A 24,402-nucleotide genomic window follows, 5' to 3' on the forward strand; every position below is an offset into this window, starting at 1 on the left:
CTTGTTTTGTTTCGAATTCTTCAAAGTATATTACTCGCCAATCATTGCCTCGCTTTGTCCAGAAAGATTTTACCTTTTCGTTATGTTCTTGCAAACGACGTTCTAAATCTTCTGTCATACCTGTATAACGATAACCCTCTCGACTTAGTATCACATAAACAAAGTATTTCATTGATCATTTTTCAACTTGTCCGGAAACAAAAAAAGGCTCTTTGACGAACCTCTTTTACTTGTAGCGGGGGCAGGACTTGAACCTGCGACCTCCGGGTTATGAGCCCGACGAGCTACCAACTGCTCTACCCCGCGATATATATTTTATTTCCTATCGACGAGCTACTCCCGATTTATCGGGACACTACACCGCGATGTGAATTTCAAAATTTTGTGTGCAAATATAAAAAAAAATCCCCGATACACCAAATGCATCGGGGATTTACAAATTTATTACTGAAAATTATTTCATCAATAACATTTTTTTAGTGATCGTATTTCTACCTGATTTTAGTTGATACATGTAAACACCGCTTGGCAATTCACTTGCAGAGAATTGTATTTTATAATCACCTTGTTCTTTTACTTGTTCAACTAAGTTTGCGACTTCCTTGCCCAATAAGTTATAAACCTTTAAAGTGACGAACGATTTTTCTTTTATCGAGAAATTAATGTTCGTAGCTGGATTGAAAGGATTAGGATAATTTTGTCCGAGTGCAAAACTTATCGGTTTGAGAATTGGATTGTCGTCAACCCCGGTAGGCGTCGCAGGATTAATCAATAAATTAATAACCTTGGAAGAGTTATCTGAATAGTCAAAGGTAACATTATATATCGTATTTGAATTATAATCTACCTTATCAACAATAAAATTATATGTGCCAGCTGGGATTTCACTCAAAATGTAACTTCCATCTCCTTCGGAGATTCCATAATCAACTACATTTCCATTAACATCCAGTGCATAAACAATTCCGCCTGACACATTCGCATCGGAAGAGGTTATAATTTTTCCATTTGCTATTGCAGAACCAGTGTCGGTTCTTGATCTCAAATTAATATTTATATTCTGTAAAATAGATGTCTCGGTCACTGTAACAGTATCAGCTTGACGCCAACTCCAAGCAATTCCACCTTCTTTATAATATCCGGGCAAATACGGTCTCGGCGGTACAGCATGTAAAATGTACATCCCGGGTTCAAGATTTTGAAGCGCATAAACGCCCAGACTGTCTGAACGAACTGATTTAGACACCTTAAATCTTCCGCTCGAAAGCTTGAATACAGTAACGTGTGCAGGAACTCCAGTCATTGAAGCAAAATGACGAACTGTTCCCTCAACTCCATTTGCATAAACTGGTTTCAAATCCATTACGAAGTTGATATTGCTCTTATTTTCATTTAGTAAAATTTTATCCGCCTCAAGAAAAGTTCTCTTATTATCCCAGTATTCAGGATAATAAGCAACATCAAACGGTTTTGCATAAACGACATAGGATTTATTTCCTACTAATGTAAATGAATAATTACCGAGTGAATCTGTTTTTGTAATCGGACACATTGATGTTCCTGTGATAGATCCATCTGTAACTCCGAACACTTGAACAGTTGAGCGCACAGGTTCATTGGCGGCGTTCAAGACACTTCCAGATATTGTGAAAGTAATCGGAGGTGGAACTACACCTAATGCAGCAGAAGCTGTTACAGGAGATCCAACCGCGACCACAACCGGATCTGCAGTTTCTAAAGAAGTTTTATTATCGAAATACTCTGTGATGTAACCGTGTTTAGAAAATTTTATTTTATAAGTTCCGCCTTGTAAATTTTTCGAGTAGTTACCGTTAGTATCGGTGTAAGTATATTCATATCTCGTAGATGTTGAGCCGTAGAAATAAACCACTCCTTTTTTAATCGGAAGATTTGTCACTTCATCTGTTACTACACCTTGTACGATTCCCATTGGAGCAGTAACAGAAATCGAATAACTTTGATATGCATATCCCCCCTTGTTGCTTTCAGCTTTTATTTTAACCGAGAAGTGACCGGCGCTGATAGGCGTCCAATCGATCACTCCATCTCCAGAGTTAATTGTCATTCCGGTTGGAAAAGCAGATAACGAATAGGTTATGACTGCCGTTGAATCATTGCTCGATGCATTTGCGTCATATGAATATGCTACTCCAACATTTCCGGTTTTTACGGGTGTGCTTGTAAATTTAACCCAATCGGGTGCTGGAGGAGTAGTGACCGAAACTGTGTTGCTCGGATCGCTGGTTTGCGTCGAAGTATATGCAACGACATAATATTCATATGTTTTATTTGACTGAACATTATAGTCATTGAAATAGAGTGAACGAATTCCCGATTTTAACAAAGTAAACTCTGTTGCATCCGGGTTTTTACGATAAACTTTAAATGTAGCAGCTAAGCTTGTATACTGCCACTTCAGCTCAACAAAACCGTAATGCATTGTCCCGCTGCTCGGTTTATAAGTGCCAATGAGATTTGCTGGCGGATTGAGCTGTGCGAAAAGAGTGCTTACAAAAAACAAGGTAAGCACAATAGAGAACAGTGTACTAATTTTCATTTATTCCTCACTAAATTTTGCACGAATCTCATAATTCGGCTGACAATTGTCAACAGAAATTATTTATTTCTTAAGTTTTTTGAAAATTTTTAAGAAGCTAAAAATCCGAATCAGTCAAGTGATTTAAGGTCATTTACAAAAGTTTCGATTTCGCTTCGCGTAAATCCCTTCTCCTGAGCAGCTGATTCGAGCGTTCCCCAAATTGGTTCGCCGCAAACAAGACAGCGGATTCCTTTCTCCATTAAATATTTAACGGATGAAGGTTTAATTTTAATTAAATCCTCAATAAAAACTTCTTTTGTGATTTGCAGTGTGTCAGTTTTCATTCAGCTCAAGTTGAGATAATAAATTACTCACTTTTTCTTATTTGGGAATCCGATTAGCAACCCAGCCGCTCCGCCGTAAAGTGTTGAAACATACCATGTTGATGTTATCGGACAATTTCCTGAGTAGCATCCAATAAAATAATAATATGCATAACCTATCGCAGCACCAGCACCAACAAAAAACGGAATTCGGAATTTCAAATTATTAAACAGTGATCGCATTAAATTACTTTTTCTTCGATTTGATTGTACTCAATCCAAATGGAAGATATGCCGGACAAACGCCAACGAATGATGTCACTAACGGCACAATACCGATTAATCCCCACCAATTGTTTTGCGGATCAATTAAAGCAAAAATTAATAATACAATTCCGACAATCATTCTGATTGTCTTATCGAGTGAACCCATATTTTTTTTCATTTTATATTCCTTTTGAGCTTGTTAATAGATAACCTAATAATGCGAAATAAATCGTTGATATTTTCGGATTACAAAGAAGCGGACAAACACCACCTGTTCTCCTCTGAAAATATTTTCCAATAAAAAATCCCGAAATTGCACCGATCAAAATGCCGGCAATTTGTAACTCATTCATTAAACAGAATCTTCCATAACTTTTATTAAAATCTCTTCGACGGTTTTTGCAATTTCGTCTACACCTTTCATCTGGAATTTTTCAATCATTACAGATGGAAGCGGCATCGATAAAAACGTTTCTCCTTTGTCTGAATAGACGTTTATCTTGCATGGCATAAGGACTCCGTATTCTTTGTTTGTACCCAGAACTTCATTTGCGAATTTTGCATTGCAGACTTCAACGATCGAATAATTTTCAATCTCAAAACCTTTTTCTTTCAGAGTTTCGCGGACATTATGTACATGCAGCACTCTGAAATTATTTTCTGTGACTTTCATTTGTAAATCTTCAAGTGCTTGTTCAAAATTTTTCTTTGATTTCAATGTAAGATTCATTTTTTCTCCACCTAATTATTAAATGCGTTTCTTATAACTTCTTCACTCTTAAAACCAACGAACATTTCTTTCACCACGCCATTTTCAAGGATGATTGTTGAGGGTGCCCCCATCACGCCAAAAACTCTAGCAGTACGAAAATCTCCGCTGATATCGACGGACACAACATTTTTCAGCTCATTCTTCAATTTGTCTATGATCGGAGCTTGAACCTTACACGGTCCGCAGCTTGGTGAGTAAAAGTAAATCAGTGTTTTTCCTTTTTCTAAAACTTTTCTAATCGATTCAGGAATATGACTCAGATCAATCGAAGCGCCGACAATTTTCTTACTCTTTCGAATTAAATAAAACTGAAAAACGATAAAAAATGTGAAAATTGCTGCAAATGTGATTATAACGTAAGTCATTTTTGTGTTTTTGTGATTTGATGCATATTATGAAATATGGATTCACATTGCTTAGTGAAAAATATTTCTCCTAAAAAAGTTAAAATTTGATTTTCAGTTCGTTTTTTTGGTCATAAAAATGAACTTTTGGTCCTTGAACGGCTTTACTGCCATTATCAAGCATAAATGTAACTTCAGGCTGAACAATCGATTTCCCAATAAAATTTCCCACTTCGTCAAATCTGGAAATTTCCTCACCAACAGCGACATACTTATCTAAAATTTCAAACTTTCCAATTTCATCAGTGATCGAAAGAGCTTTCTCATTTATAGAAGTAAAATAGTATGCATCGGGATTATTGTAAAATATTTTCACAAACGATGTTGTATCTTTAAGAGTTGTCATGTCTTTAATCTTAAGTTCAATTTTGTGCGAACCATTTGGCAATACTGCATCGAAAAAAACTGAATGTCTGCCAGCAGGAAATGTATCAATTTTTATTGTGTCTTGAATTTCATCGAATCGATACAGAAATATTTTTACGAACGATCTGTTTGGTATTCCGAATTCAATAGCAGTATTCCATTTAGATTTAACTTTCTGAACACTTTTATCTACTAATGAATAAAAAAGATTAATATTTATTCCTTTGAGCGGAATTCCGGTTGAATCTGTGATTTGCCCAAAAAGTTTTTGCGGCGGGTCCTCTGATTTATCACCATCACTGCAGGAAACGAAGAAGACAAAATTTACTGTAACCAATAGGATAAGAAAATTTTTCCTCACACTAACCTCCGAGATTAAATGTAGAATTATTTTTTATCAGCGAGTTTGAGTGCTTGCATCAAACGTTCGTGCGCACCTTCAGGAAGATCGGGAGAATATTTTTTATAAAGTGTGACGGTCTTCTCTAATGAGTCATAAAAGTTTGTGCAGTTGTCGCACTCCTTCAGATGATCTTGAATCGCAATGCACACAGGTGAATCCGGCAGTTCGCCAAGATGCTCGCAAACCTGATTTATAACTTCCTTACAGGTCAAATTATTTTTCGAAATATGTTCTAAGTTCATTTCTTAAAAAAAATCTTGCTCTGTGTAAACGCGATTTTACTGCTGAGATACTTAAAGCGAGAGTATCTGCTGTTTCTTGCGTTGAAAGTCCTTCGACATCGCGCAGTAAAAAAACCATCCTGTATTCTGGACCGAGCTTTTGGATTGCATTATCCATTAGTGTTTTTAGTTCATCGTTCAAAACTTTTTCCGCAGGAAGATCTGTCCAGTGTTCAACTGCAGGCTCCTCGATCGATGTGTCATCATCATCGAATGAATGAAACTGCGAGTGACGGCTTTCTGAACGTGCAAGCATTAAGCAGTGATTAACAACAATTCGATACAGCCAAGTAGAAAATTTCGAGTTACCATCAAACTGATGCAATGACTTTATCACGCTTATAAATGTTTCCTGCATTGTGTTTTCTGCTTTATCTCTATTTCGGCAGACCTTGAACGCAAAACTGAAAACAGTTTTTTCATACTTTGTAACTAAATCCGAAAGAGATTTTTTGTCTCCGGATTTAGCTTTTTCTATAAGTTCAAGTTCTTTCGCTTCGATCATTTGATGAAAATAGTTTCAAAAAGATGCACAAAAATAAAAAATGACGTGATATTTTTCAGCCAAAAATTCCAATCCGAATTAATCCCCAAAAATCACATCGAAGTGATATTGATCAGAAAATGTTTTTTTGATATGATTGATTGACTGCAGCAATTTTTTAATAAGAGCTGCAGTTTCGTAAAAATTACTTCTTAATTTTAGTAACGTCGGCCGCCGCCAAAAGAACCGCCACGGCGATTTTGTCCGCCGCTTTTTCTTTTATCGGTTTTTGGTCGAGCTTCGTTTACGATAATTTTTTTACCTTTGAGCTCTTTACCGTTAAGTTCTTTTATTGCTTGTTCAGCTTCTGATTTGCTTTGCATTTCTACAAATCCAAATCCCTTGGAATCCTGTGTGAACATGTCACTGATCACTTTTGTACTTGAAAGAACGCCGTATTGACTAAACAATTCTTTCAAATCGGCTTCTGTTACTTCTTTGGATAAATTTCCAACGTAAATGTTCATTTTTTTTCCTTAAAAAAAATAATTATAAAATTTTAAAATAGCGCCACTTGGCAGACTAAGTCGCAAAAAATAAGTTGTGAAAATTAAAAGGTGAGTAATCTTTTATCTAAAAGTTATTTTTGCTGAAACAAGATAAGCTTAATTTATTTATTTATCAAATAGCAGCCAAAAACAATTGACCGGCAGATCGATCAGCTTGTCTACGAACTTTACGGCTTAACAGAAGAGGAGATAAAAATTATAGAAGGTTCATTGCGACCTCTCCCCTTGCGTGTACAGTTGTAAAAAAAAGTCTTCTCACACAGTCATTCCCACGCAAGTGGGAATCTATTTATCTTTTTGGATTCCCGTTTACACGGGAATGACATCAAGAAATATTACTCAATACTTTCGGACGGGGGTGAGGTCCAAAACGTTACAATGACACAACACTTCAACCGCACAACCGAAAAAGAAAACCGACGCAAGCTTCGGAAAAGACAAACTCCAACTGAAGCAATAATTTGGCGTTATTTACGTAATCGACAGACTGCTGGAATAAAATTCCGCCGTCAGTATTCTGTAGATAAGTTTATCATTGATTTTTACTCACCGCAGCTAAAATTAGCTATCGAGATTGACGGCAATATTCACGACCTGCCCGAGCAAAAACTCCGCGATGCAGATAGACAGAACTATATTGAGAGCTTCGGAATAACTTTTTTGCGAATCCGGAACGAAGAAATATTTGAAAACATAAACATAGTCTTTATGAAGATCGAAGAACAAATCAAACTCTCGCTTCAAAATTTACATTGAACTTAAATTTCACACCCGACAGTCAAGCAAACAAACCAAAACTCAAACCTTCTTTCTCACTAAAATAAAATAAACAATGAACGCAACTGCGAATCCGACAAACCAAGCGTAGTCATATAAAAAACGTAGTGATGGGACGATCAAACCGATTAAAGCGATAAAAACTCCCGCCGCAAGTGAATAAATTGCCTGGAGATTAAATCCCTTTTTGTATTCATAGTTACCATTGCGGAGATACAAATCGCGTACAATTAAATTTCTTTTTCTTATCAAAAAATAATCACAAATAAGAATTCCAGCTATAGGACCGAGAAAACTTGAATAACCAATCAACCACCCAAAAATATATGCGCTGTAATCCGAAATAAGTTTCCACGGCATCATAACGATTCCAATAACTGCCGTTATCAATCCGCCGCGAACGAAATTTATTTTCTTGGGATAAAGATTCGAGAAATCGTTTGCTGGCGAAACTACATTTGCAGCAATATTCGTGGTTAGAGTAGCAACAAGCAGTGAAACAAGTGAAAGAAAAATAACTATCGGACTGTCAAACTTTGAAAGTAAAACTACTGGATCCCAAATCGCTTCTCCGAAAATAATTACAGTTGCTGATGTCACTGCAATTCCGATAAATGAAAATAGAGCCATTGTCGGCGGAAGTCCGATCGCTTGTCCGACCATTTGTGATTTTTGACTTTTCGCAAATCTTGTGAAGTCCGGAATGTTTAGCGACAGCGTTGCCCAAAATCCTACCATTCCGGTTAATGATGGAATAAAAAATTTCCAGAAATCTGCCGATGTTTGAAATTTACTTGGCTGATTCAGAATCGGACCGAAGCCCCCAATTTTCTGATACGCCCAGTATAACAATACTAATCCCATAAGAATTAAAAATGGAGCGGCGAGTGACTCGAGCCATTTGATAGATTCTGTTCCTTTAATAATAAAGTAAACATTCATCAGCCAGAAAATTATAAAACTAATAGCAGAGCCAAGTTCAAAGTTTGCCCACGCCGGAAATAAAATTGCGATCATTGAATTCAATGCCTGCCCTCCGATCCAAGTTTGAATTCCGAACCAGCCGCAAGCAACAATTCCTCTGAGGAGTGCCGGAATATTCGAGCCAAGAGTTCCGAATGAAACGCGTGCTAATATCGGAAATGGAATTCCGAACTTCGTGCCAGCATGAGCATTTAAGATCATTGGAACTAATACAATTATATTTCCAAGAGTGATGGTTAGCAGTGCCTGCCACCAATTCATTCCGCCAGCGATCAAACCGCTTGCAAGCATGTATGTCGGAATGCAAACGCTCATCCCAATCCAAAGTGCAGCGTAATTGTATGTTCCCCACGTTCGTTCGGAGATTTTTGTCGGTGCAAGATCCTGATTTATCAGACTGCTGCCATGAATATCACTTACGTCTGTTTCAATTAGACCATGTTGATTGAATAAACTCATAACCCTCCAAGATTTAGTTCGTAGTTTATTTTTTGTTGAATAATGAATATTGATTAAAGAATGATGAATTACGAAGTATTTTTATCAGCTCGAACTTCAAAACTCATGATTCCTATTTCACTACTCCCTATTCATTATTCAATTTTCATTATTCATCCGTCAGTTGACGGATTCATTATTCCTTGTTCAACATTCAATATTCAAAAACCTTCACCATGATGTATATCAGCTCCAAGCCGAGCCGTATGTCCCTCGTTTGATAAAATTCCCTCTTCCGGCTTTTCCTAAAAATTTCTCGTTCTGAATGATTATTTCACCGCTAGAAATCACTGTTTCAGCATTACCCTTAATTTTCTTCCCTTCGAACATGGAGTAATCGACCGCCATATGATGTGTCTTTGCAGAAATTATTAATTCTTTATTCGGATCCCAGATTACAATATCCGCATCAGAGCCAGGAGCGATTGCGCCTTTTCGCGGATACATTCCAAACATTTTTGCCGGTGCGGTTGATGTTATTTCCACCCAGCGATTCAATGAAATTCTTTTTTCATTTACACCACCGTCGAACATAAGCTGCATGCGGTTTTCAATGCCGGGACCTCCGTTTGGAATTTTTGTGAAGCTTTCAACTCCCAATTGTTTTTGATCGTTAAATCTAAACGGACAATGATCAGTCGAAACAATTTGAAGCGAATTCTTTTTCAATCCTGCCCAAAGTTTTCCTTGATTCCATTTTTCTCTAAGCGGCGGGGAGAAGACAAGCTTTGCATCTTCGAATCCTGGCTTTCCCATATCATCGAGCGAGAGGAACAAATACTGTACACACGTTTCAGCAAAAGCAGGCAGACCTTTATAGCGTGCTTCTTCAATTTTTTCGAGTGCATCATTGCAAGATAAATGGACTATATAGATCGGAACTCCTGCCAATTCAGCCAATGCAACGGCTCGATTAACTGCTTCTCCTTCAGCAGTTGTTGGTCTTGTTAAAGCATGATAGATCGGCGCAGTTTTTCCGTCGGCAACAGCCTGCATAACTATTTGATCGATCACATTTCCATTTTCAGCGTGCATACAGACGAGTGCACCGGTTTTCGCGGTGTGCTTCAAAGCATTAAATATGGTAGAATCGTCTACCATCAAGACGTTGGGATAGGCCATAAACAATTTAAAACTCGTCACGCCTTCACGAACCATTTCAGACATATCTTCAAGATGAGCTTCGGGTAAATCTGTGATGATCATATGAAATCCATAATCAATTACGGCTTTACCTTCTGCTTTTTTCATCCAGATATCTAGTCCGTCTCTCATTCTTGTGCCTTTTGCTTGAATTGCAAAATCGATGATCGATGTAGTTCCTCCGAAGGCGGCTGCTTGAGTGCCGGTGAAGAAATCATCAGACGATGTTGTTCCACCGAAAGGCATATCTAAATGTGTATGAACATCAATGCCGCCAGGAATAATATATTTCCCTTTCGCATCGATGACAGAATCAGCTTCCATTTTTAAGTTTGTTCCGATGAGTGAAATTTTATCTTTCTCGATAAAAATATCACCGATATAATCTTGTTCGGCAGTAATTATTTGTCCGTTTTTTATTAAAATTGACATGGTTTAACTCCTTTTTTAGCTGTCAGCTTTCAGTTATCAGCACTCAGTTGTAAGCATTCGGTTTTAATTTATTAAGTTATTCCTGATCTACCTGCAGTATTGTACTGAAAGCTGATAGCTGACCGCTGAATGCTTTTCTATTTTAACTTTCTTATTAATCCGCTTAACATTTTCTTTGATTCTATTACTTGTGAGACAACTTCATCGTAATCAATTTTGGACAGATACTTTAATTCACACGAAAAAAATAAAAGGTATTCCAGTTCACAGGCTGAGCCAAATGCAATTTGAAGAAATCTTTTAAAATCAGCATCTGAACTGCGTCCACAACCCTCAGAAATATTAGTTGGGATTGAAATACCCGCTCGTCGAATTTGACTAGTTAGCCCATATATTTCTTCCCTTGGAAACGATTCTGTTAATTTATAGACAGTCATGGCGATGTTGTGAGCTAATTCCCAGACTTTAAGATTTCGAAAATCTTTCATAAAATATTTTCTCCTGAAAAAAACTCAATTTCATATCTGACAGCTGAAAGCTGATAGCTGATTGCTGATTGCTAATGTATCTCAATTCCATATCTTTTCTGAAAAGCTCTAAGCTTCTCCCAAGTTAGCTCGGTATTGTCCTTCTTGAAATCAGCTACAAGTTCATTCCAAGTTTTTGTTTCTTTTCCATCGTCCACTCTGACCATCGAAATGCATCCTTCAACCGGACAGACGATTGAACAAAGATCGCATCCGACACAATCTTCTTCTCTAACAATTGTTTTGCTTTTTCCGTTCTCCGAAATCAGGTCGATGCATTGATGCGCACCATCTTCGCAAGCAATGTGGCACAGATTGCAATGAATACATTTATCTTGATCGATTCTCGCAACTGTTTTATGCAATAAGTTGAAATTTCCAAAATCATCTATACGGGAAAGCGACTTGCCTCGAACTTGATCCAAAGAATTGAATCCTTTTTCTTCCATCCAAAAAGTCAGTCCTTCGATCATGTCTTGTACAATTCTAAATCCATAGTGCATTACAGCAGTGCAGACTTGGACAGATGTTGAACCGAGCAAAATGAACTCAAGTGCATCCTGCCAATTGCTAATTCCGCCAACTCCTGAAATAGGAAGATTGACTTCATTATCTAACGCAACCTGGGAGACCATGTTTAATGCGATTGGCTTTACGATTGGACCTGCAAGCCCCCCGTGCCCTCCTTTGCCAGCGATGCTTGGTTTTAATTCAAAAGTATCGAGATCAACACCAATAATGCTGTTAATTGTATTTATGAGTGCGAGTCCTGAAGCGCCTCCGGCCTTAGCTGCACGAGATGGAATTTGAATGTTACCAACGTTTGGAGTTAGTTTGATAAGAACAGGGATTGTAGAGACTTCTGTTACCCACTCAGTTATCATTTTACAATATTCAGGAACTTGACCGACAGCCGAGCCCATTCCGCGCTCACTCATTCCATGCGGACAGCCGTAATTTAATTCGAGTCCGTCGCAGCCCGTATCAATAGTTCTTTTTACAATTTCATGCCATGTTTCTTTTTTCGATTCTACCATCAGCGAAACTATCACAGCTCTATCGGGCCAGAGTCTTTTCGTCTCTGCAATTTCTTTGAAATTATCCTCGATGTTTCGATCGCTAATGAGTTCAACATTATTTAATCCGACTAACTTCTGCCCATTGTAATCTAATCCTCCATATCGATTGCAAACGTTCATAACAGGCTCGCCAATTGTTTTCCACACAGTTCCACCCCAGCCCTGCTCGAATGCTTTACAGTTTTGATATGCGGAATTTGATGGCGGTGCAGATGCAAGCCAAAATGGATTTGGTGATTTAATTCCTGCAAAGTTTATTGAAAGATCTATCATAATTTTTCCTAATGAATTGGTCACTGATTTTCATGAATAATTATGATCAATCATGAATATCAGTGTGCTATTTTCCAAATAAATACTTATATATACCATGAGCAGCACGTTTACCGTCGTAGGCTGCGTTGACGACTTCCTTACCTCCGTTAATACAATCGCCGCCGGCAAAAACTTTTGGATTTCCAGTCTGATATGTTTCTGGATCAACTACGATCATCCCATTTTCAATTTTTAAATTTGGAATCGATCCGAGCAAATCAGTATTAGTTTGCTGACCAATCGCTTTGATTACCATATCAACCGGAATTTTGAATTCAGAACCCGGAATTGGTTTTGGTCTGCGTCTTCCTCTTTCATCCAGTTCGGCTAATTGCATTTTAACACATTCGATTCCTTCGACAGAATTGCTGCCGATAACTCTAACCGGATTTGTCTGAAAATGGAATGTCACACCATCCTTTTGTGCGAGTTGAAATTCAAATTCATATGCGGGCATCTCGCTTCGGCTTCTTCGATAAATTATCATAACATGCTCTGCACCAAGCCGCTTTGCCTCGGTTGCAGCATCAATCGAAGTGTTGCCTGCACCGATCACAGCTACCCGTTTTCCGACATTTACTTTCGACCATTTTTCTGCTTTAACCTCTTCAATGAATTCAAGTGCGCCGATGACTCCCTTCAAATTCTCTCCTTCGACTTTCAAGTCAAAACTTTCACCGAGACCAATCCCTATAAAAATTGCGTCATGTTTCGAAGATAATTCCTCAAATGAAATCTCTTTTCCGATTCTAATTTTGGTTTTGATTTTTACTCCGTAGCTTTCAACCAGCTTGACTTCTTTCAGACTATCTGCTTGCCGGACCTTGTAAGGAGCAATTCCCCAAGTGTTCAATCCGCCTGGAATTTCTTTCGCTTCGTAGATTGTGACATCAAAACCAAGCAGGGCGAGTTCACCGCTGCATGCAAGTCCAGCCGGGCCGGAGCCGATAATCCCAACACTTTTTCCATTACGCGGTTTAGCGGAAAACAGTTTTGGCATCCCCGCATGAAAATAATTTTCAATAACAAATCTTTGAAGCCGCCCTATTTCAATCGGCTTTTCATTTTTTTCGATGAACACACAGGCACCTTCGCACAACACATCCACCGGACATGCTTTTGCGCACGTCAATGCAACCCAATTTGCTTCGAGAATCGTTTTGGCCGAACCTTTTAGATTTTCTGAAGCGATCTTTTTTATGAAACCTGGGATGTCAATATGAGTCGGACAAGCTTTTGTGCAGGGCGAGTCGTAACAGTAGAGGCATCTATTGGCTTCGGCAACTGCTGAATTTTTGCTGAATGGTGGATGAAGTTCAGCAAAGTTTTTTTCGTATTCTTGTTCAGTAAGTTTTTGTGCAAGGTTAATCATATACAATTCAATAGTTATTTATAAACTTATGCTACGATTTCTGCATCTGCGATTTTTAACGCATCATCGAGTTCTGAAATAGCAAAATCAATTTCTTCTTTTGTAATTATCAGAGGCGGGGCAATGATAAAATGACTTATCCACGCCTGAAGAAATATTCCTTTTTTCATCAACTCAAGAGCAATCTTATCGACAAGCATTGTATTTCCGCTTACTTTATCAATCTTCGTGCTGAACGGTTCTTTAGTTTTTTTATTTTTTACTATTTCAAGCGCCGCGAATAATCCAATTGCCCTCACGTCTCCAACTGATGGATGTTTGTCTCTGAGTTCTTTCAATTTTTTAAATAAATACTCTCCCATCGATTTGGATCTATTTATCAAATCATGTTTCTTTAATTCATTGATCGCGGCTACTGCAGGTGCAAGAGTTAGCGGATGGGCTTCGTATGTATGACCGTGAGAGAAATAATGATCGTTAAAGTAATCAGCGATTTTCATTGTTGTAGCCGTTAAACCAAGCGGAACGTATGCAGATGTAATTCCTTTCGCAGTAGTCAAAATATCCGGTGAAACATTCCAATGATCTACAGCGAACCATTTTCCAGTTCTTCCCCAGCCGCTCATAACTTCATCAGCGATCAATAGAACATTATTGTCATCGCAGATTTTTCTCAATCGCGGCAGGTATTCATCAGGTGGAATTAAAATTCCGTTTGTACCTACTACAGGTTCGATTAAAACTGCGGCTACATTCCCTTCGTTCTTTATCATATGATCGATGTACTCAACGCAAGCGATTTCACAGTTAGAGTAATTATGCATTAATGGGCAGCGATAACAATTGCACTCGGGAGCGAAAATCACTCCATCGATCTTACCTGAAGGTTCCACAGCCCAGCGCCGCGGATCACCTGTCGCTGCAATCGATGCGGCAGTCGAACCGTGATAAGAATTATAACGGGAAATAATTTTATACTTTCCGGTATACATTCTTGCAATTTTGATCGCAGCTTCATTCGCTTCGGTACCTGAAGTCGAAAAGTAAAATTTTTCTAATCCTTTCGGTAAGACTTCCAGCAGAAGCTTGCTTAATTCCGCTCTTACATCCGTAGCGAATCCGGGTGCCGCATACGGAAGTTTCTTTGCCTGTTCTTCTATCGATTTTATTACAGCCTGATTTTTATGACCGAGCGAAACGCACATCAGCTGTGATGAAAGATCCAGATATTTCTTCCCGGTTGAATCGATGAAGTAGCATCCCTCGGCATCGACAAGGTGCATAGGTTTCCAATTTTTTTGATACCGCCAAGTTCCATAGGTGTACTTCGCAGTAATTTCAGAAATGGAAAGCTGTTCTTTATTTTGCTCGCCCATATTTATAAACCTTTTTTTTCTTAACAGAATACACTGCTGCTTTTTCTTTTACTAAAAATCCCATCTTACGTTTTTCCGGCTCAGAAGGATTTATCAGCTGATTCAAAATATCAAATACTACTTTGAATTGCTTATCGTATTTCTTTTCGAGTTCTTCTAACCTCTGAGACAATTCTTTATTTTCAGTAAACATTCTTCTCAGGTGAACAAAAGTTTTCATTATATGGATGTTGACTTGAATTGCTCGTTTGCTTTTCAGAACACTGGACGGCATCGCAACTCCGAGTTCTGTGAAAGCATATGGAAGACTTGTAGAATGCCTCAATGTTCTGAACCGGTCACAATTTGTGACCAGTACAGTCCTCTCCTCTTTTGTAATTCTAAACATAAATCCTTCAGGGAATCGCTCTGTATTTCTCTTTACTGCTTGATTAAGAGCTTTGGTGTGTACATCATACAATTCAGCGAGGTCGCGATCAATCATCACCTTATCGCCACGAATCAGAAAAATCCTCTGTTCAATTACTTCCGATGGAATTACCGCTTTCATTCTCAATGCTTAAGAGATATGATTATATATTAGTTATTCTTTCATATGTTTCAGGTCTCCTGTCACGGAAGAATTGCCAAACGTTTCTTACTTCTTGAATTTCGTCCAAGTTAAGATCTGCGACAACAAGTTCATCTTTGTCACGACTCGCTTGTGCAATTATCTTTCCTCTTGGCGTACAAAAGTAACTTTTACCATAGAATTCACCGATATTCCATGGCGCTTCTTTGCCAACGCGGTTTATTGCACCGACGAAATATCCGTTTGCAACTGCATGTGCGGGCTGTTCAAGCTCCCATAAATATTCCGAAAGCCCTGCTACGGTTGCGGACGGATTGAAAATTATTTCTGCACCGTTCAATCCAAGGATTCTTGCTCCTTCCGGAAAATGCCTATCGTAACAAATGTAGACACCTATATCTGCATAAGCAGTTTTGAATACCGGGAAACCGAGATTACCCGGTCTGAAATAAAACTTTTCCCAAAATCCCGGATCGCAGTGAGGAATATGATGCTTACGGTATTTCCCGAGATATTTTCCATCTGCATCGATCACTGCTGCAGTGTTGTAATAAACTCCCGTAATTTCTTCTTCGTATACGGGAAGGACAATAACCATGCTGTATTTTTTAGCAATTTCTTGAAAGAGTTTTGTAGTTGGTCCTTCAGGTATTTTTTCAACGAGTGAATACCACTTCGTCTTTTGCTCAGCGCAGAAATATGGTCCGTAGAACAATTCCTGCAGACAGAGGATTTGAACTCCTTTTTTCCCTGCATCATCAATCATAGAAAGATGCTTATCGATCATTGATTGTTTTATCTTTTCAATCGGCTGCTCTGATGAGGTGGATAATGAGGCTTGTATCAATCCCCCCTTTACGACTTTAGACATAATTTCCTCAATTTTAATTGGACACTGATTTTCATGATCATTAATGATTACTCATGATTTTTTAAATTCTTTTAGAAAAACTCTTCTTTTGATTTGCGGCGATTTACCAAAATTTAATAATAATCCAACTTCAAGATTTGTAGCTTTTAAGTAATTCAATAATTGAGCTTCATTCTCTGGATGCAATGTTTCATTTGCTTTAAGTTCAACGATCACAACATCATTAACAATAATGTCTGCAAAATATTCACCGATCTCGTATCCATCATAATAAACTTTTAATGGGCTTTGTCGCTCAAATTTCAAACCAAATCTTTCAAGCTCGATACTGATTGCATTTTCATATACTCTTTCGAGAAAACCATAACCAAGTTTATTATACACATTATAAAATGCTTTGATGATTAATTCAGTTACTTCAGAATATTTGTGTGTTTGATTTATCATTTTAATCATGATTTCTCATGATAATCAGTGTCCAATTATTTTTAGCTCATCCAGTTTACTCTAGCTTCCGGATTCCATTTTGTAGTAATTTTTTTCAACTTGGTCCAAAATTCGATTGAACTTTTTCCGGTTATATCGCCAACTCCGAAGCGCGATTCATTCCAACCGCCAAAAGAAAATGGTTCACGAGGTACCGGTACGCCAATATTCACACCGATCATTCCGGCATTGACTTTTTCAGTAATTGAACGTGCTAGCCCGCCGCTCTGAGTGAAAACAGAAGACGCATTCCCGTAATGCGAACTATGCTGTATTTTTATTGCCTCGTCAACATTTTCAGTGCGAATTATTACAATCACCGGACCGAAGACTTCTTCCTTTGCGATCCGCATCTCCGGACGTACAAAATCAATTACCGTTGGACCAACATAAAAGCCGTTTTCCTTTCCTTTGACAGTATAATTTCTTCCATCAACTAAAACTTTTGCACCATCATTTTCAGCATCGGTGATATATCCTTCAATTCTTTCTTTAGCTTTATTAGAAATTACAGCGCCAAGATTCACGCCAGGAATAATTTTTCTGGCTTCTTTGCATAATTCTTCTATGATATGATCAACTGAGCCGACGGCAATCATAGATGCTGCAGCCATGCATCGCTGCCCAGCACAGCCCGACATCGAAGCAGCAACATTTGTTGCGGTCATTTCAACATGAGCATCGGGAAGAACGAGTAAATGATTTTTTGCACCACCCAAAGCTAAAACTCTTTTTAAATTTGAGGACGCACGGACATAGACTAACTTTGCAATTTTAGTTGAGCCGACGAATGAAACTGCATCAATCCCTGGATGATCGCAAATTGCTTCGACCGTTTCCTTTGCACCATGGACTACATTGAAAACTCCATCAGGTAATCCGGCTTCTTTCAGTAATTCCGCAATTCGATTCGCACTGAGCGGAACTAATTCAGATGGTTTTAAAATCATAGCATTACCGAGTGCGATTGCATTTGGAATTGTCCAATTCGGCACCATATTTGGGAAATTAAATGGTGTGATTGAGGCAACCACTCCCACAGGGAATCTTTCAACTCGACATTCAACTCCTTTACTTACTTCAAGAACTTCACCCGAAGCAATTTGAGGCATTGAACAGGCGAATTCGGTAAGCTCAATACTCTTTTCAACTTCTGCTTGTGCTTCCGTATATGTCTTCCCATTTTCTTCACTGACTAATTCAGTCAGTTCTTTCATATTCTTTTCAAGAAGCGAACGATATTTGAATAAAACCTGCACTCGTTCTTTGATAGGAACTGCGGCCCAGCTTACAAGAGCACTTTTTGCCGCTGTAACTGCTTTGACCAGGTCAGAATAATTGGAAAGATAAACTTCTGAAATTTTTTTGCCATCAATGGGGGATGTTACATCTAATTTTCCTTGGCTGCCTTTTATATACGAACCACCAATAAAATTTTCAACTGCGGGATATTTCATTTGATTCTCCTATAAGAAAAATATTACTAAGAGGAATCTTTTGCTCTTAGAGTGCGAAAATAAAAATTACATATCCAAGTAGCAAGAAAATGATTTGTACATTCAGTTATTTACAACCGAAATTATAATCATCTGCTGACGAAACTACAATCGGAGTTCCCGGTTTAATATGTACCGAATTCTTCACTCAGCTTCCGAAGAACTTGGATGTTTTCTCTTTTTACCATCGGTGCGATTGAACATGCCGTGCTGAGAATAAAACCACCGTCTTGCTTACCTATTTCAATTATTTCTTTAACATCATGAATGATTTTCTTTTCATCACCGTATAGAAGAGTATTCACTGAATCGATATTACCTTTAATAAAAACTTTTTTCCCAAGTCTTCTCTTAGCATCTGGAAGCTCAACATCACCCAATGGTTTTGGATCAAGACATTCGATCCCAGTTGTACCGGATTCAATCATCATTTCTAATCTATCGTTAATCGCTCCACATGTGTGAATGTAAACATGCGTCCCTTTCTCTTTTATAACTTTAATGATTTGAGATTCATATGGAAGAACAAATTCACGATAAAAATCCGGCGAAATAAAACCCGCTCCAGCAAACGGCGAAGAAACTTTTACCGCGTCTATTTTTTGGTCACACATCTCGTTTGCAAGCTGAACAATCCCATTAGTAAATCTTTGAAGGAGGGATTTACATTTCTCAGATTCCTCGATGAGTGCAATGAGCGCATTCTCATAACCGAGAAGATCAAGCAGATAATCGAACGGCGAGGTCACTTCACCATGGATGGAATACTCATCGCCAACTTTTGCATGAAGCATTTTAAAAATCTCAAACTTATTTTTTAGGTCGATCTTAAAATGAAGTCCGGCGGAAACGGGAATGTAATCTATTTCAGTTGGAATCGATTCTATATTCAGATCCTCAATCGAAATAAACTTTCTGGTCTCGTAGAATTCTGGGAAAGGTAAATCCTCGCGGGTAAAGATGTATTTCCTATCTTTTCCGTAAAGTACATCAAGACCGTTTTCTACTGTCCGATTATGAAAATCTCTATCCCATTTTTGTATATGCCCGTGAAGACTTACCAGAATTCCATCGAAATTGTAAATCTCTCTCAGCTTAATTAAACCATCGGCAAAAGTATGCACATCGAACCAAAAATCAACGGGAGATACTTCTGGAAGCTGCTGAAGCATATGTCCGATACTCATTTGACACATAACAGGAATTCGATCGGGCAATTCAAACTTCATGGCTTTTAGAATTCGTTCTCTTGGTGTCATTACTAGGCTATTTTCCTAAAAAGTGTAAGAATTTACTGATTTATCAAATTGTATTTACGAACTTAATATAGTAATTTTGTTTAGTTTTTTACAAAAATTAACATTTCTAAGGTGAAACCATGTCTAAGACAAATTTTAAAAATGAACCATTTTTAGATTATTCTGATAAAAAGAATCTTTCAAAAATCAAGAAGGCAATTGAAAAAGTCGAAAGTCAATTTGGAAAAGAATACCCTTTAGTAATTAATGGTGAAAGAATTTTCACTGAATCAAAATTCACTTCTATCAATCCATCTAACAAAGATGAGGTTGTTGGAACATTTCAAAAGGCAACAAAGGATTTAGCAAACAAAGCAATACTCGATGCCAATTCAGTATTTGAAAGCTGGAAAAACATTGATCCTAAAAAACGTGCAAAAATTCTTTTCAAAGCGGCAAACATTGTTCGCAGAAGAAGATTTGAAATCAATGCATGGATGATCTCCGAAGTCGGAAAGAATTACGTTGAAGCAGACGCTGACACTGCTGAAGCGATTGATTTTCTCGAATTTTATGCAAAAGAAATGCTTCGATATGCAAGGAAGCAGCCGCTTACGAAAGTTAAAGGCGAAGATAATGAACTTGTTTATCTTCCATTAGGTGTGGGAGTAGTAATTCCACCGTGGAATTTTCCATTTGCAATTTTAGTTGGAATGACATCAGCCGCAATTGTTACCGGCAACACAGTCGTTTTGAAACCATCGAGCGATTCACCGATGATGGGGTGGCTGTTCCACGAAATTATGGAAGAAGCTGGTTTACCGAAGGGCGTGTTTAACTTCGTTCCGGGTTCAGGCGGCGAAGTCGGAGATACGTTAGTGGCACATCCAAAAACACGTTTCATTGCTTTTACTGGATCTAAAGAAGTCGGATTACATATCAATCAATTAGCTGCGACACATCAGCCAGGTCAAATCTGGATTAAACGGGTTGTAGCTGAAATGGGGGGAAAAGATTCGATTATTGTTGACAATGAGACAGATGTGAAAAAAGCTGTAGATGGCGTAGTTGCTTCTGCCTTTGGTTTCCAAGGACAAAAATGTTCAGCCTGTTCGAGAGCAATCGTTGATGAAAAAATCTACGATAAATTTGTAACATTACTGAAAGAAAAAGTTGATACACTAAAAGTGGGTGTTGCAAAAGATAATCTTCCAATGGGGCCTGTTGTAAGCAAGAGTGCTTATGAAAGTATTTGGAATTACATCGAGATTGGAAAAACAGAAGGTAAGCTGCTTAATGGCGGAAATAAGATCGATATGAACGGATTTTATCTCGAGCCGACAGTATTTATCGACATCGATCCCATGGCGCGAATTTCTCAGGAGGAAATTTTCGGACCGGTGCTCGCAGTCATCAAAGCCAGGAATTTTGATCATGCCCTCGAAATTGCAAACAATACTGAATTTGGATTGACAGGCGCATTGTACTCTAACAACAAAAAGAAAATTAAACGTGCACAGCATGAATTCCATGTTGGGAATTTATACTTCAATAGAAAATGTACAGGTGCATTAGTCGGAGGTCATCCTTTCGGCGGATTCAACATGAGCGGCACAGATTCGAAAGCAGGCGGAAGAGATTATTTACTTCTTTTCCTCCAAGCAAAGTTGTGGAGTGAAAAAATAAGTTGATCTGAAATAGTATGTCTCAATTTCGATTTTCTCGGCATGCCAATAATAATCTCAGATTATATAACATAACCGAAAATGATGTTGAAACTGTAGTTGCAAATCCCGATTTTATTATGGAAAAAGATGAAAAAATAAGCGCCATTGGTTTTCTTCCAAATAAATTTTTTGGATTACCATTAAAAGTTGTATACAAAAGAGATGGTAATATATTTTTCATTATTACGACATATCCATTAAAAAATTTTAAGGGTTTTCTTGATGAAAATAAATTATGACGAACAAACAGATGCGGCATTTATTAAGCTATCAGAAAATATACCTGATGGAGCGGTTGAGCTTGACTTAGGATTAATAGTTCACACGACAAAAGATAATAGAATTGTCGCTATTGAGATTCTTGACGCAAGTAAAAGATTTCAGATATCAGAACTTTTTCGATTTGAAGTTGAAAATCTTCGGTATGCAGTCTGATCTAAAATTAATTAACGGTCCATTTTGTATCTGCATTTGAGTAAAAAAAGTGTGGAACAGAAAAGACAGTCTTGAAATATATCCATTTACTTGTGACTCACTGTTATAGGTCAAGATTTTCAAGAATCTCCTTTTGTAATGGATGAAATTATTAATAACGGAATAGAAATTTCAATTAACGAATAATAGGATAATTAATGAAAATTCATGAATATCAAGCTAAAGAATTACTGAAGCAAAACGACGTCGCAATTCAGGATGGATATGCGATTAACGACATATCCGATTTTGACGCAGCGATTAGCAAACTGCAATCACGAGGTGTAAATCAATTTGTTGTCAAATCGCAAATTCATGCCGGTGGCAGAGGAAAAGGGAAGTTATTCAATCCGAATAATCGAGATGAATTGATCCTCGAAGGTGGTGTGAAGTTTACTACATCGGCAGAGAAAGCTAAAGAGCAGGCTTCAAAGATGCTTGGGAATTTACTTGTAACTCATCAAACAGGTTCAGAGGGAAAAGTTGTTAAAACTCTTTTCATTGCTGAAGGGCTTGATTACAAAAAAGAACTTTATCTTGGTATTCTTCTTGATCGAAGCGTTTCGAAAAATGTTATCATGGCATCGACCGAAGGCGGAGTTGAAATTGAAAAAGTGGCAGAGAAAACTCCCGAAAAGATATTAAAAGTATGGATTGATCCATCAATTGGGATTCAATCTTACCAAGCTAGAGAACTAGCGTTCGGATTAGGACTGAGCGGCGCTGCGTATAAAAACTTCATACCATTTCTACTTAAACTTTATAATTCTTACGAAGAAACAGATGCCTCATTACTCGAAATAAATCCATTGATCATTACAAACGACGATAGAATAGTCGCATTAGATGCTAAAATGAATTTTGATGATAATGCTCTTTACCGTCATCCCGAAATTAATGCTTATCGAGATTTGAATGAGGAAGCTCCTCTTGAAATTGAAGCTTCGAAGTATAATTTAAATTATATCAAACTCGATGGGAATGTTGGCTGTATGGTAAACGGTGCCGGTTTAGCAATGGCAACAATGGACATCATTAAACTTGCAGGCGGCGAACCTGCAAACTTTTTAGATGTTGGCGGCGGTGCAAATGCAGAAACAGTCGAGAATGGATTCAAGATAATCCTTTCAGATCCGAATGTGAAAGCTATTCTTATAAACATCTTCGGTGGAATTGTAAGATGCGATCGAGTTGCTCAGGGCGTAATCGAAGCTTCGAAGAAAGTTAATGTCGCAATTCCTGTTGTTGTAAGATTAGAGGGAACTAACGCTAAGGAAGCTGCCGAATTGCTTGATAATTCAGGATTAAATTTTCTCGTAGCAAAATCATTAAAAGAGGCAGCTAATAAAGTTACTCTCGCAATAAATTGAAATCATAAAAAAGGGCAGAGAATTAATATTCCCTGCCCTCACTTCTTAAATTATTTCCAGAAAAAATCAGCTTTTAGCTATCCACTTTTCCAAGGCCGAAAGTAAATGAGTCATTGCACTGATCAATGGTTTATGTTGCATTATATCGATGTCGCCTAAAATTTCTTTGTGGATATTTAAATAATCTCCATTAAGTCTTTCGGTGAAATCGACTCCTTTATTAGAAAGATACACCCGCATATTACGTCTATCGGTTGGTTCGATTTCTCGCATGACGTATCCTTTCTCAACTAAACCATCGATAATACGAGTCAGTCTGCTCGCACTCAATTTCATTCTTTCGGCAATTTCTCGATTATTAATATTTTCACCGGCTTGGATTAGTCTCAGGCATCGAAATTCAGCTTGTGTAAGCCCATGATTTTTAGCTAACCTCTCTTCTTTTTCGTGACAGCTCGCAAGTAACCTGAATGTTAATTCAGCGAGATTTGAAGCCGTGCTTTCGAGTTCTTCCGAACGCATTTTTCCACCCGTTTTTTTAATTACTAATTTTTTGCTGTAGGAATTGCATGCTTAATTTTACCGTATGCTTCTTCAAAGTTAAATTCTTTGAAAGTCGGACTCTCGGAGTTGTGACATTTTACACAGAGGTCTTCTGTCTTTTCATATACAACAAGACCGTTTTTCACCGCTTCATCACGGCTTTTCATAACTTTCATGTCTTTGTAATCATTTCCTGGTCCATGACAAGTTTCGCATTGAACTCCGTCTTCAGCTTTGAATTTCTTGCCAAGTAAAGTTGCATCAACATCATGCCCTGAAGCATGGCATTTTAAGCAGTCAGCGGTTTTCGCTGCGGGAGTATCAAATCCTTTTTCCTTTGCGATTTTATCAGCTTCTTCAGTTGTTAAGGTTGTGAATGCTTTCGAGTGTGCACTCCCTTTCCAAATATCAAGCTGTTTGCCTTGCTTTTCTGTTTTATGACACATACCGCATGCATCCGCACCGATATAACCATGTTTCTTATCATCAGGATTAGAATACATGAAAAGAAATACAGGTGTAATCACCATGATAACGAACAGGGTTATTTTGTTTTTCATTTTTCCTCCATTTTTTTAGTTTTCTGAACACAACTTAATAATTTTTTATAAAAAATGTTTGTCTTAATCAATAATCTTTATTTTAACATCTTTTATAATTGCTTAGAATGTCGAATTGTTTAACAAAATCAATC

Annotated in this window: 29 protein-coding genes and 1 tRNA gene; 5 read left to right on the plus strand and 25 right to left on the minus strand. The window is 37.8% G+C overall.

Translation table 11 applies throughout. The features are described 5' to 3' along the window. The 12 genes from FJ213_08645 to FJ213_08700 form a co-directional block, all read right to left on the minus strand. On the minus strand, positions 1-172 hold a 172-nt coding region (locus tag FJ213_08645; GenBank protein ID MBM4176226.1), incomplete at its 3' end, for a GIY-YIG nuclease family protein. Between the two features lie 58 nt (positions 173-230). Beyond that, positions 231-306, minus strand: a tRNA-Met gene (locus FJ213_08650). A gap of 148 nt (positions 307-454) precedes the next feature. Further along, positions 455-2,578 (minus strand): T9SS type A sorting domain-containing protein, encoded by a 2,124-nt coding sequence (locus FJ213_08655; GenBank protein MBM4176227.1) that lies wholly within the window; start codon positions 2,576-2,578, stop codon positions 455-457. Positions 2,579-2,688: 110 nt separating this feature from the next. After that, entirely contained in the window at positions 2,689-2,904 is a 216-nt protein-coding gene (locus tag FJ213_08660) for a DUF1858 domain-containing protein (protein ID MBM4176228.1), read from the minus strand. Positions 2,905-2,931: 27 nt separating this feature from the next. Next, positions 2,932-3,126 carry a hypothetical protein gene (locus FJ213_08665; GenBank protein MBM4176229.1) on the minus strand — a complete coding sequence of 65 codons (195 nt, stop codon included), beginning with the start codon at positions 3,124-3,126 and terminating at the stop codon, positions 2,932-2,934. Positions 3,127-3,130: 4 nt separating this feature from the next. Then, on the minus strand, positions 3,131-3,328 hold the full coding sequence (locus tag FJ213_08670) for a DUF2892 domain-containing protein (GenBank protein ID MBM4176230.1): 198 nt from the start codon (positions 3,326-3,328) through the stop codon (positions 3,131-3,133). 174 nt (positions 3,329-3,502) lie between these two features. Next, complete coding sequence (locus FJ213_08675) at positions 3,503-3,880, minus strand: DUF302 domain-containing protein (protein ID MBM4176231.1); 378 nt, start codon at positions 3,878-3,880, stop codon at positions 3,503-3,505. Positions 3,881-3,891: 11 nt separating this feature from the next. Further along, positions 3,892-4,287, minus strand: a complete 396-nt coding sequence (locus tag FJ213_08680; GenBank protein MBM4176232.1) for a thioredoxin family protein — start codon at positions 4,285-4,287, stop codon at positions 3,892-3,894. 79 nt (positions 4,288-4,366) lie between these two features. Next, positions 4,367-5,053, minus strand: coding sequence for a hypothetical protein (locus tag FJ213_08685; protein ID MBM4176233.1), 687 nt, complete (start codon positions 5,051-5,053; stop codon positions 4,367-4,369). 26 nt (positions 5,054-5,079) lie between these two features. Continuing rightward, positions 5,080-5,337 (minus strand): hypothetical protein, encoded by a 258-nt coding sequence (locus tag FJ213_08690; GenBank protein MBM4176234.1) that lies wholly within the window; start codon positions 5,335-5,337, stop codon positions 5,080-5,082. Further along, complete coding sequence (locus FJ213_08695; GenBank protein ID MBM4176235.1) at positions 5,309-5,881, minus strand: sigma-70 family RNA polymerase sigma factor; 573 nt, start codon at positions 5,879-5,881, stop codon at positions 5,309-5,311. Before FJ213_08695 ends, FJ213_08690 begins: the two co-directional genes overlap by 29 nt. A gap of 197 nt (positions 5,882-6,078) precedes the next feature. Beyond that, positions 6,079-6,387, minus strand: coding sequence for an RNA-binding protein (locus FJ213_08700; GenBank protein MBM4176236.1), 309 nt, complete (start codon positions 6,385-6,387; stop codon positions 6,079-6,081). 420 nt (positions 6,388-6,807) lie between these two features. Here FJ213_08700 and FJ213_08705 point away from each other — a divergent pair, with 420 nt between their 5' ends. Next, entirely contained in the window at positions 6,808-7,185 is a 378-nt protein-coding gene (locus tag FJ213_08705; GenBank protein ID MBM4176237.1) for a DUF559 domain-containing protein, read from the plus strand. 42 nt (positions 7,186-7,227) lie between these two features. Here the strand turns inward: FJ213_08705 and FJ213_08710 are convergent, their stop codons facing one another. The 11 genes from FJ213_08710 to FJ213_08760 all read right to left on the minus strand — a co-directional run bounded on the left by FJ213_08710 (position 7,228) and on the right by FJ213_08760 (position 19,615). Then, a complete protein-coding gene (locus FJ213_08710; GenBank protein MBM4176238.1) occupies positions 7,228-8,649 on the minus strand; it encodes an NCS1 family nucleobase:cation symporter-1 in 1,422 nt (473 codons plus the stop codon). Positions 8,650-8,874: 225 nt separating this feature from the next. After that, on the minus strand, positions 8,875-10,263 hold the full coding sequence (gene hydA, locus FJ213_08715) for a dihydropyrimidinase (protein ID MBM4176239.1): 1,389 nt from the start codon (positions 10,261-10,263) through the stop codon (positions 8,875-8,877). A gap of 137 nt (positions 10,264-10,400) precedes the next feature. Continuing rightward, positions 10,401-10,751 (minus strand): four helix bundle protein, encoded by a 351-nt coding sequence (locus tag FJ213_08720; protein ID MBM4176240.1) that lies wholly within the window; start codon positions 10,749-10,751, stop codon positions 10,401-10,403. Positions 10,752-10,822: 71 nt separating this feature from the next. Continuing rightward, a complete protein-coding gene (preA, locus tag FJ213_08725; protein ID MBM4176241.1) occupies positions 10,823-12,142 on the minus strand; it encodes an NAD-dependent dihydropyrimidine dehydrogenase subunit PreA in 1,320 nt (439 codons plus the stop codon). A 67-nt stretch (positions 12,143-12,209) separates the two neighbouring features. After that, complete coding sequence (locus FJ213_08730) at positions 12,210-13,556, minus strand: NAD(P)-dependent oxidoreductase (protein ID MBM4176242.1); 1,347 nt, start codon at positions 13,554-13,556, stop codon at positions 12,210-12,212. 26 nt (positions 13,557-13,582) lie between these two features. Beyond that, positions 13,583-14,932, minus strand: coding sequence for an aspartate aminotransferase family protein (locus tag FJ213_08735; GenBank protein ID MBM4176243.1), 1,350 nt, complete (start codon positions 14,930-14,932; stop codon positions 13,583-13,585). Further along, positions 14,916-15,482, minus strand: a complete 567-nt coding sequence (locus FJ213_08740; GenBank protein MBM4176244.1) for an ORF6N domain-containing protein — start codon at positions 15,480-15,482, stop codon at positions 14,916-14,918. Before FJ213_08740 ends, FJ213_08735 begins: the two co-directional genes overlap by 17 nt. 22 nt (positions 15,483-15,504) lie before the next feature. Further along, complete coding sequence (locus tag FJ213_08745; protein ID MBM4176245.1) at positions 15,505-16,374, minus strand: acyltransferase; 870 nt, start codon at positions 16,372-16,374, stop codon at positions 15,505-15,507. 51 nt (positions 16,375-16,425) lie between these two features. Beyond that, positions 16,426-16,821, minus strand: coding sequence for a GxxExxY protein (locus tag FJ213_08750; protein ID MBM4176246.1), 396 nt, complete (start codon positions 16,819-16,821; stop codon positions 16,426-16,428). Positions 16,822-16,862: 41 nt separating this feature from the next. Continuing rightward, a complete protein-coding gene (locus tag FJ213_08755) occupies positions 16,863-18,317 on the minus strand; it encodes a CoA-acylating methylmalonate-semialdehyde dehydrogenase (GenBank protein MBM4176247.1) in 1,455 nt (484 codons plus the stop codon). A gap of 164 nt (positions 18,318-18,481) precedes the next feature. Next, the gene (locus FJ213_08760; GenBank protein ID MBM4176248.1) at positions 18,482-19,615 is read right to left on the minus strand and encodes a hypothetical protein; all 1,134 of its coding nucleotides are present in this window, start codon (positions 19,613-19,615) and stop codon (positions 18,482-18,484) included. 119 nt (positions 19,616-19,734) lie between these two features. On the opposite strand from FJ213_08760, the gene pruA reads away from it, so the two are divergent. The 4 genes from pruA (at position 19,735) to sucC (ending at position 23,165) form a co-directional block, all read left to right on the plus strand. Further along, the gene (gene pruA, locus FJ213_08765; protein MBM4176249.1) at positions 19,735-21,285 is read left to right on the plus strand and encodes an L-glutamate gamma-semialdehyde dehydrogenase; all 1,551 of its coding nucleotides are present in this window, start codon (positions 19,735-19,737) and stop codon (positions 21,283-21,285) included. A gap of 11 nt (positions 21,286-21,296) precedes the next feature. Continuing rightward, positions 21,297-21,560 (plus strand): DUF4258 domain-containing protein, encoded by a 264-nt coding sequence (locus FJ213_08770; protein ID MBM4176250.1) that lies wholly within the window; start codon positions 21,297-21,299, stop codon positions 21,558-21,560. Beyond that, a complete protein-coding gene (locus FJ213_08775; GenBank protein MBM4176251.1) occupies positions 21,544-21,756 on the plus strand; it encodes a DUF2283 domain-containing protein in 213 nt (70 codons plus the stop codon). Before FJ213_08770 ends, FJ213_08775 begins: the two co-directional genes overlap by 17 nt. 197 nt (positions 21,757-21,953) lie before the next feature. Next, the gene (gene sucC, locus FJ213_08780; GenBank protein ID MBM4176252.1) at positions 21,954-23,165 is read left to right on the plus strand and encodes an ADP-forming succinate--CoA ligase subunit beta; all 1,212 of its coding nucleotides are present in this window, start codon (positions 21,954-21,956) and stop codon (positions 23,163-23,165) included. Positions 23,166-23,231: 66 nt separating this feature from the next. Here sucC and FJ213_08785 read toward each other — a convergent pair whose 3' ends face one another. Then, positions 23,232-23,687 (minus strand): MarR family transcriptional regulator, encoded by a 456-nt coding sequence (locus FJ213_08785; GenBank protein ID MBM4176253.1) that lies wholly within the window; start codon positions 23,685-23,687, stop codon positions 23,232-23,234. A 23-nt stretch (positions 23,688-23,710) separates the two neighbouring features. Then, positions 23,711-24,238, minus strand: a complete 528-nt coding sequence (locus FJ213_08790; protein ID MBM4176254.1) for a cytochrome C554 — start codon at positions 24,236-24,238, stop codon at positions 23,711-23,713. Between the last annotated feature and the right edge of the window lie 164 nt (positions 24,239-24,402).

The sequence above is a fragment of the Ignavibacteria bacterium genome (genome assembly GCA_016873845.1).
GTDB lineage: Bacteria > Bacteroidota > Ignavibacteria > Ch128b > Ch128b > JAHJVF01.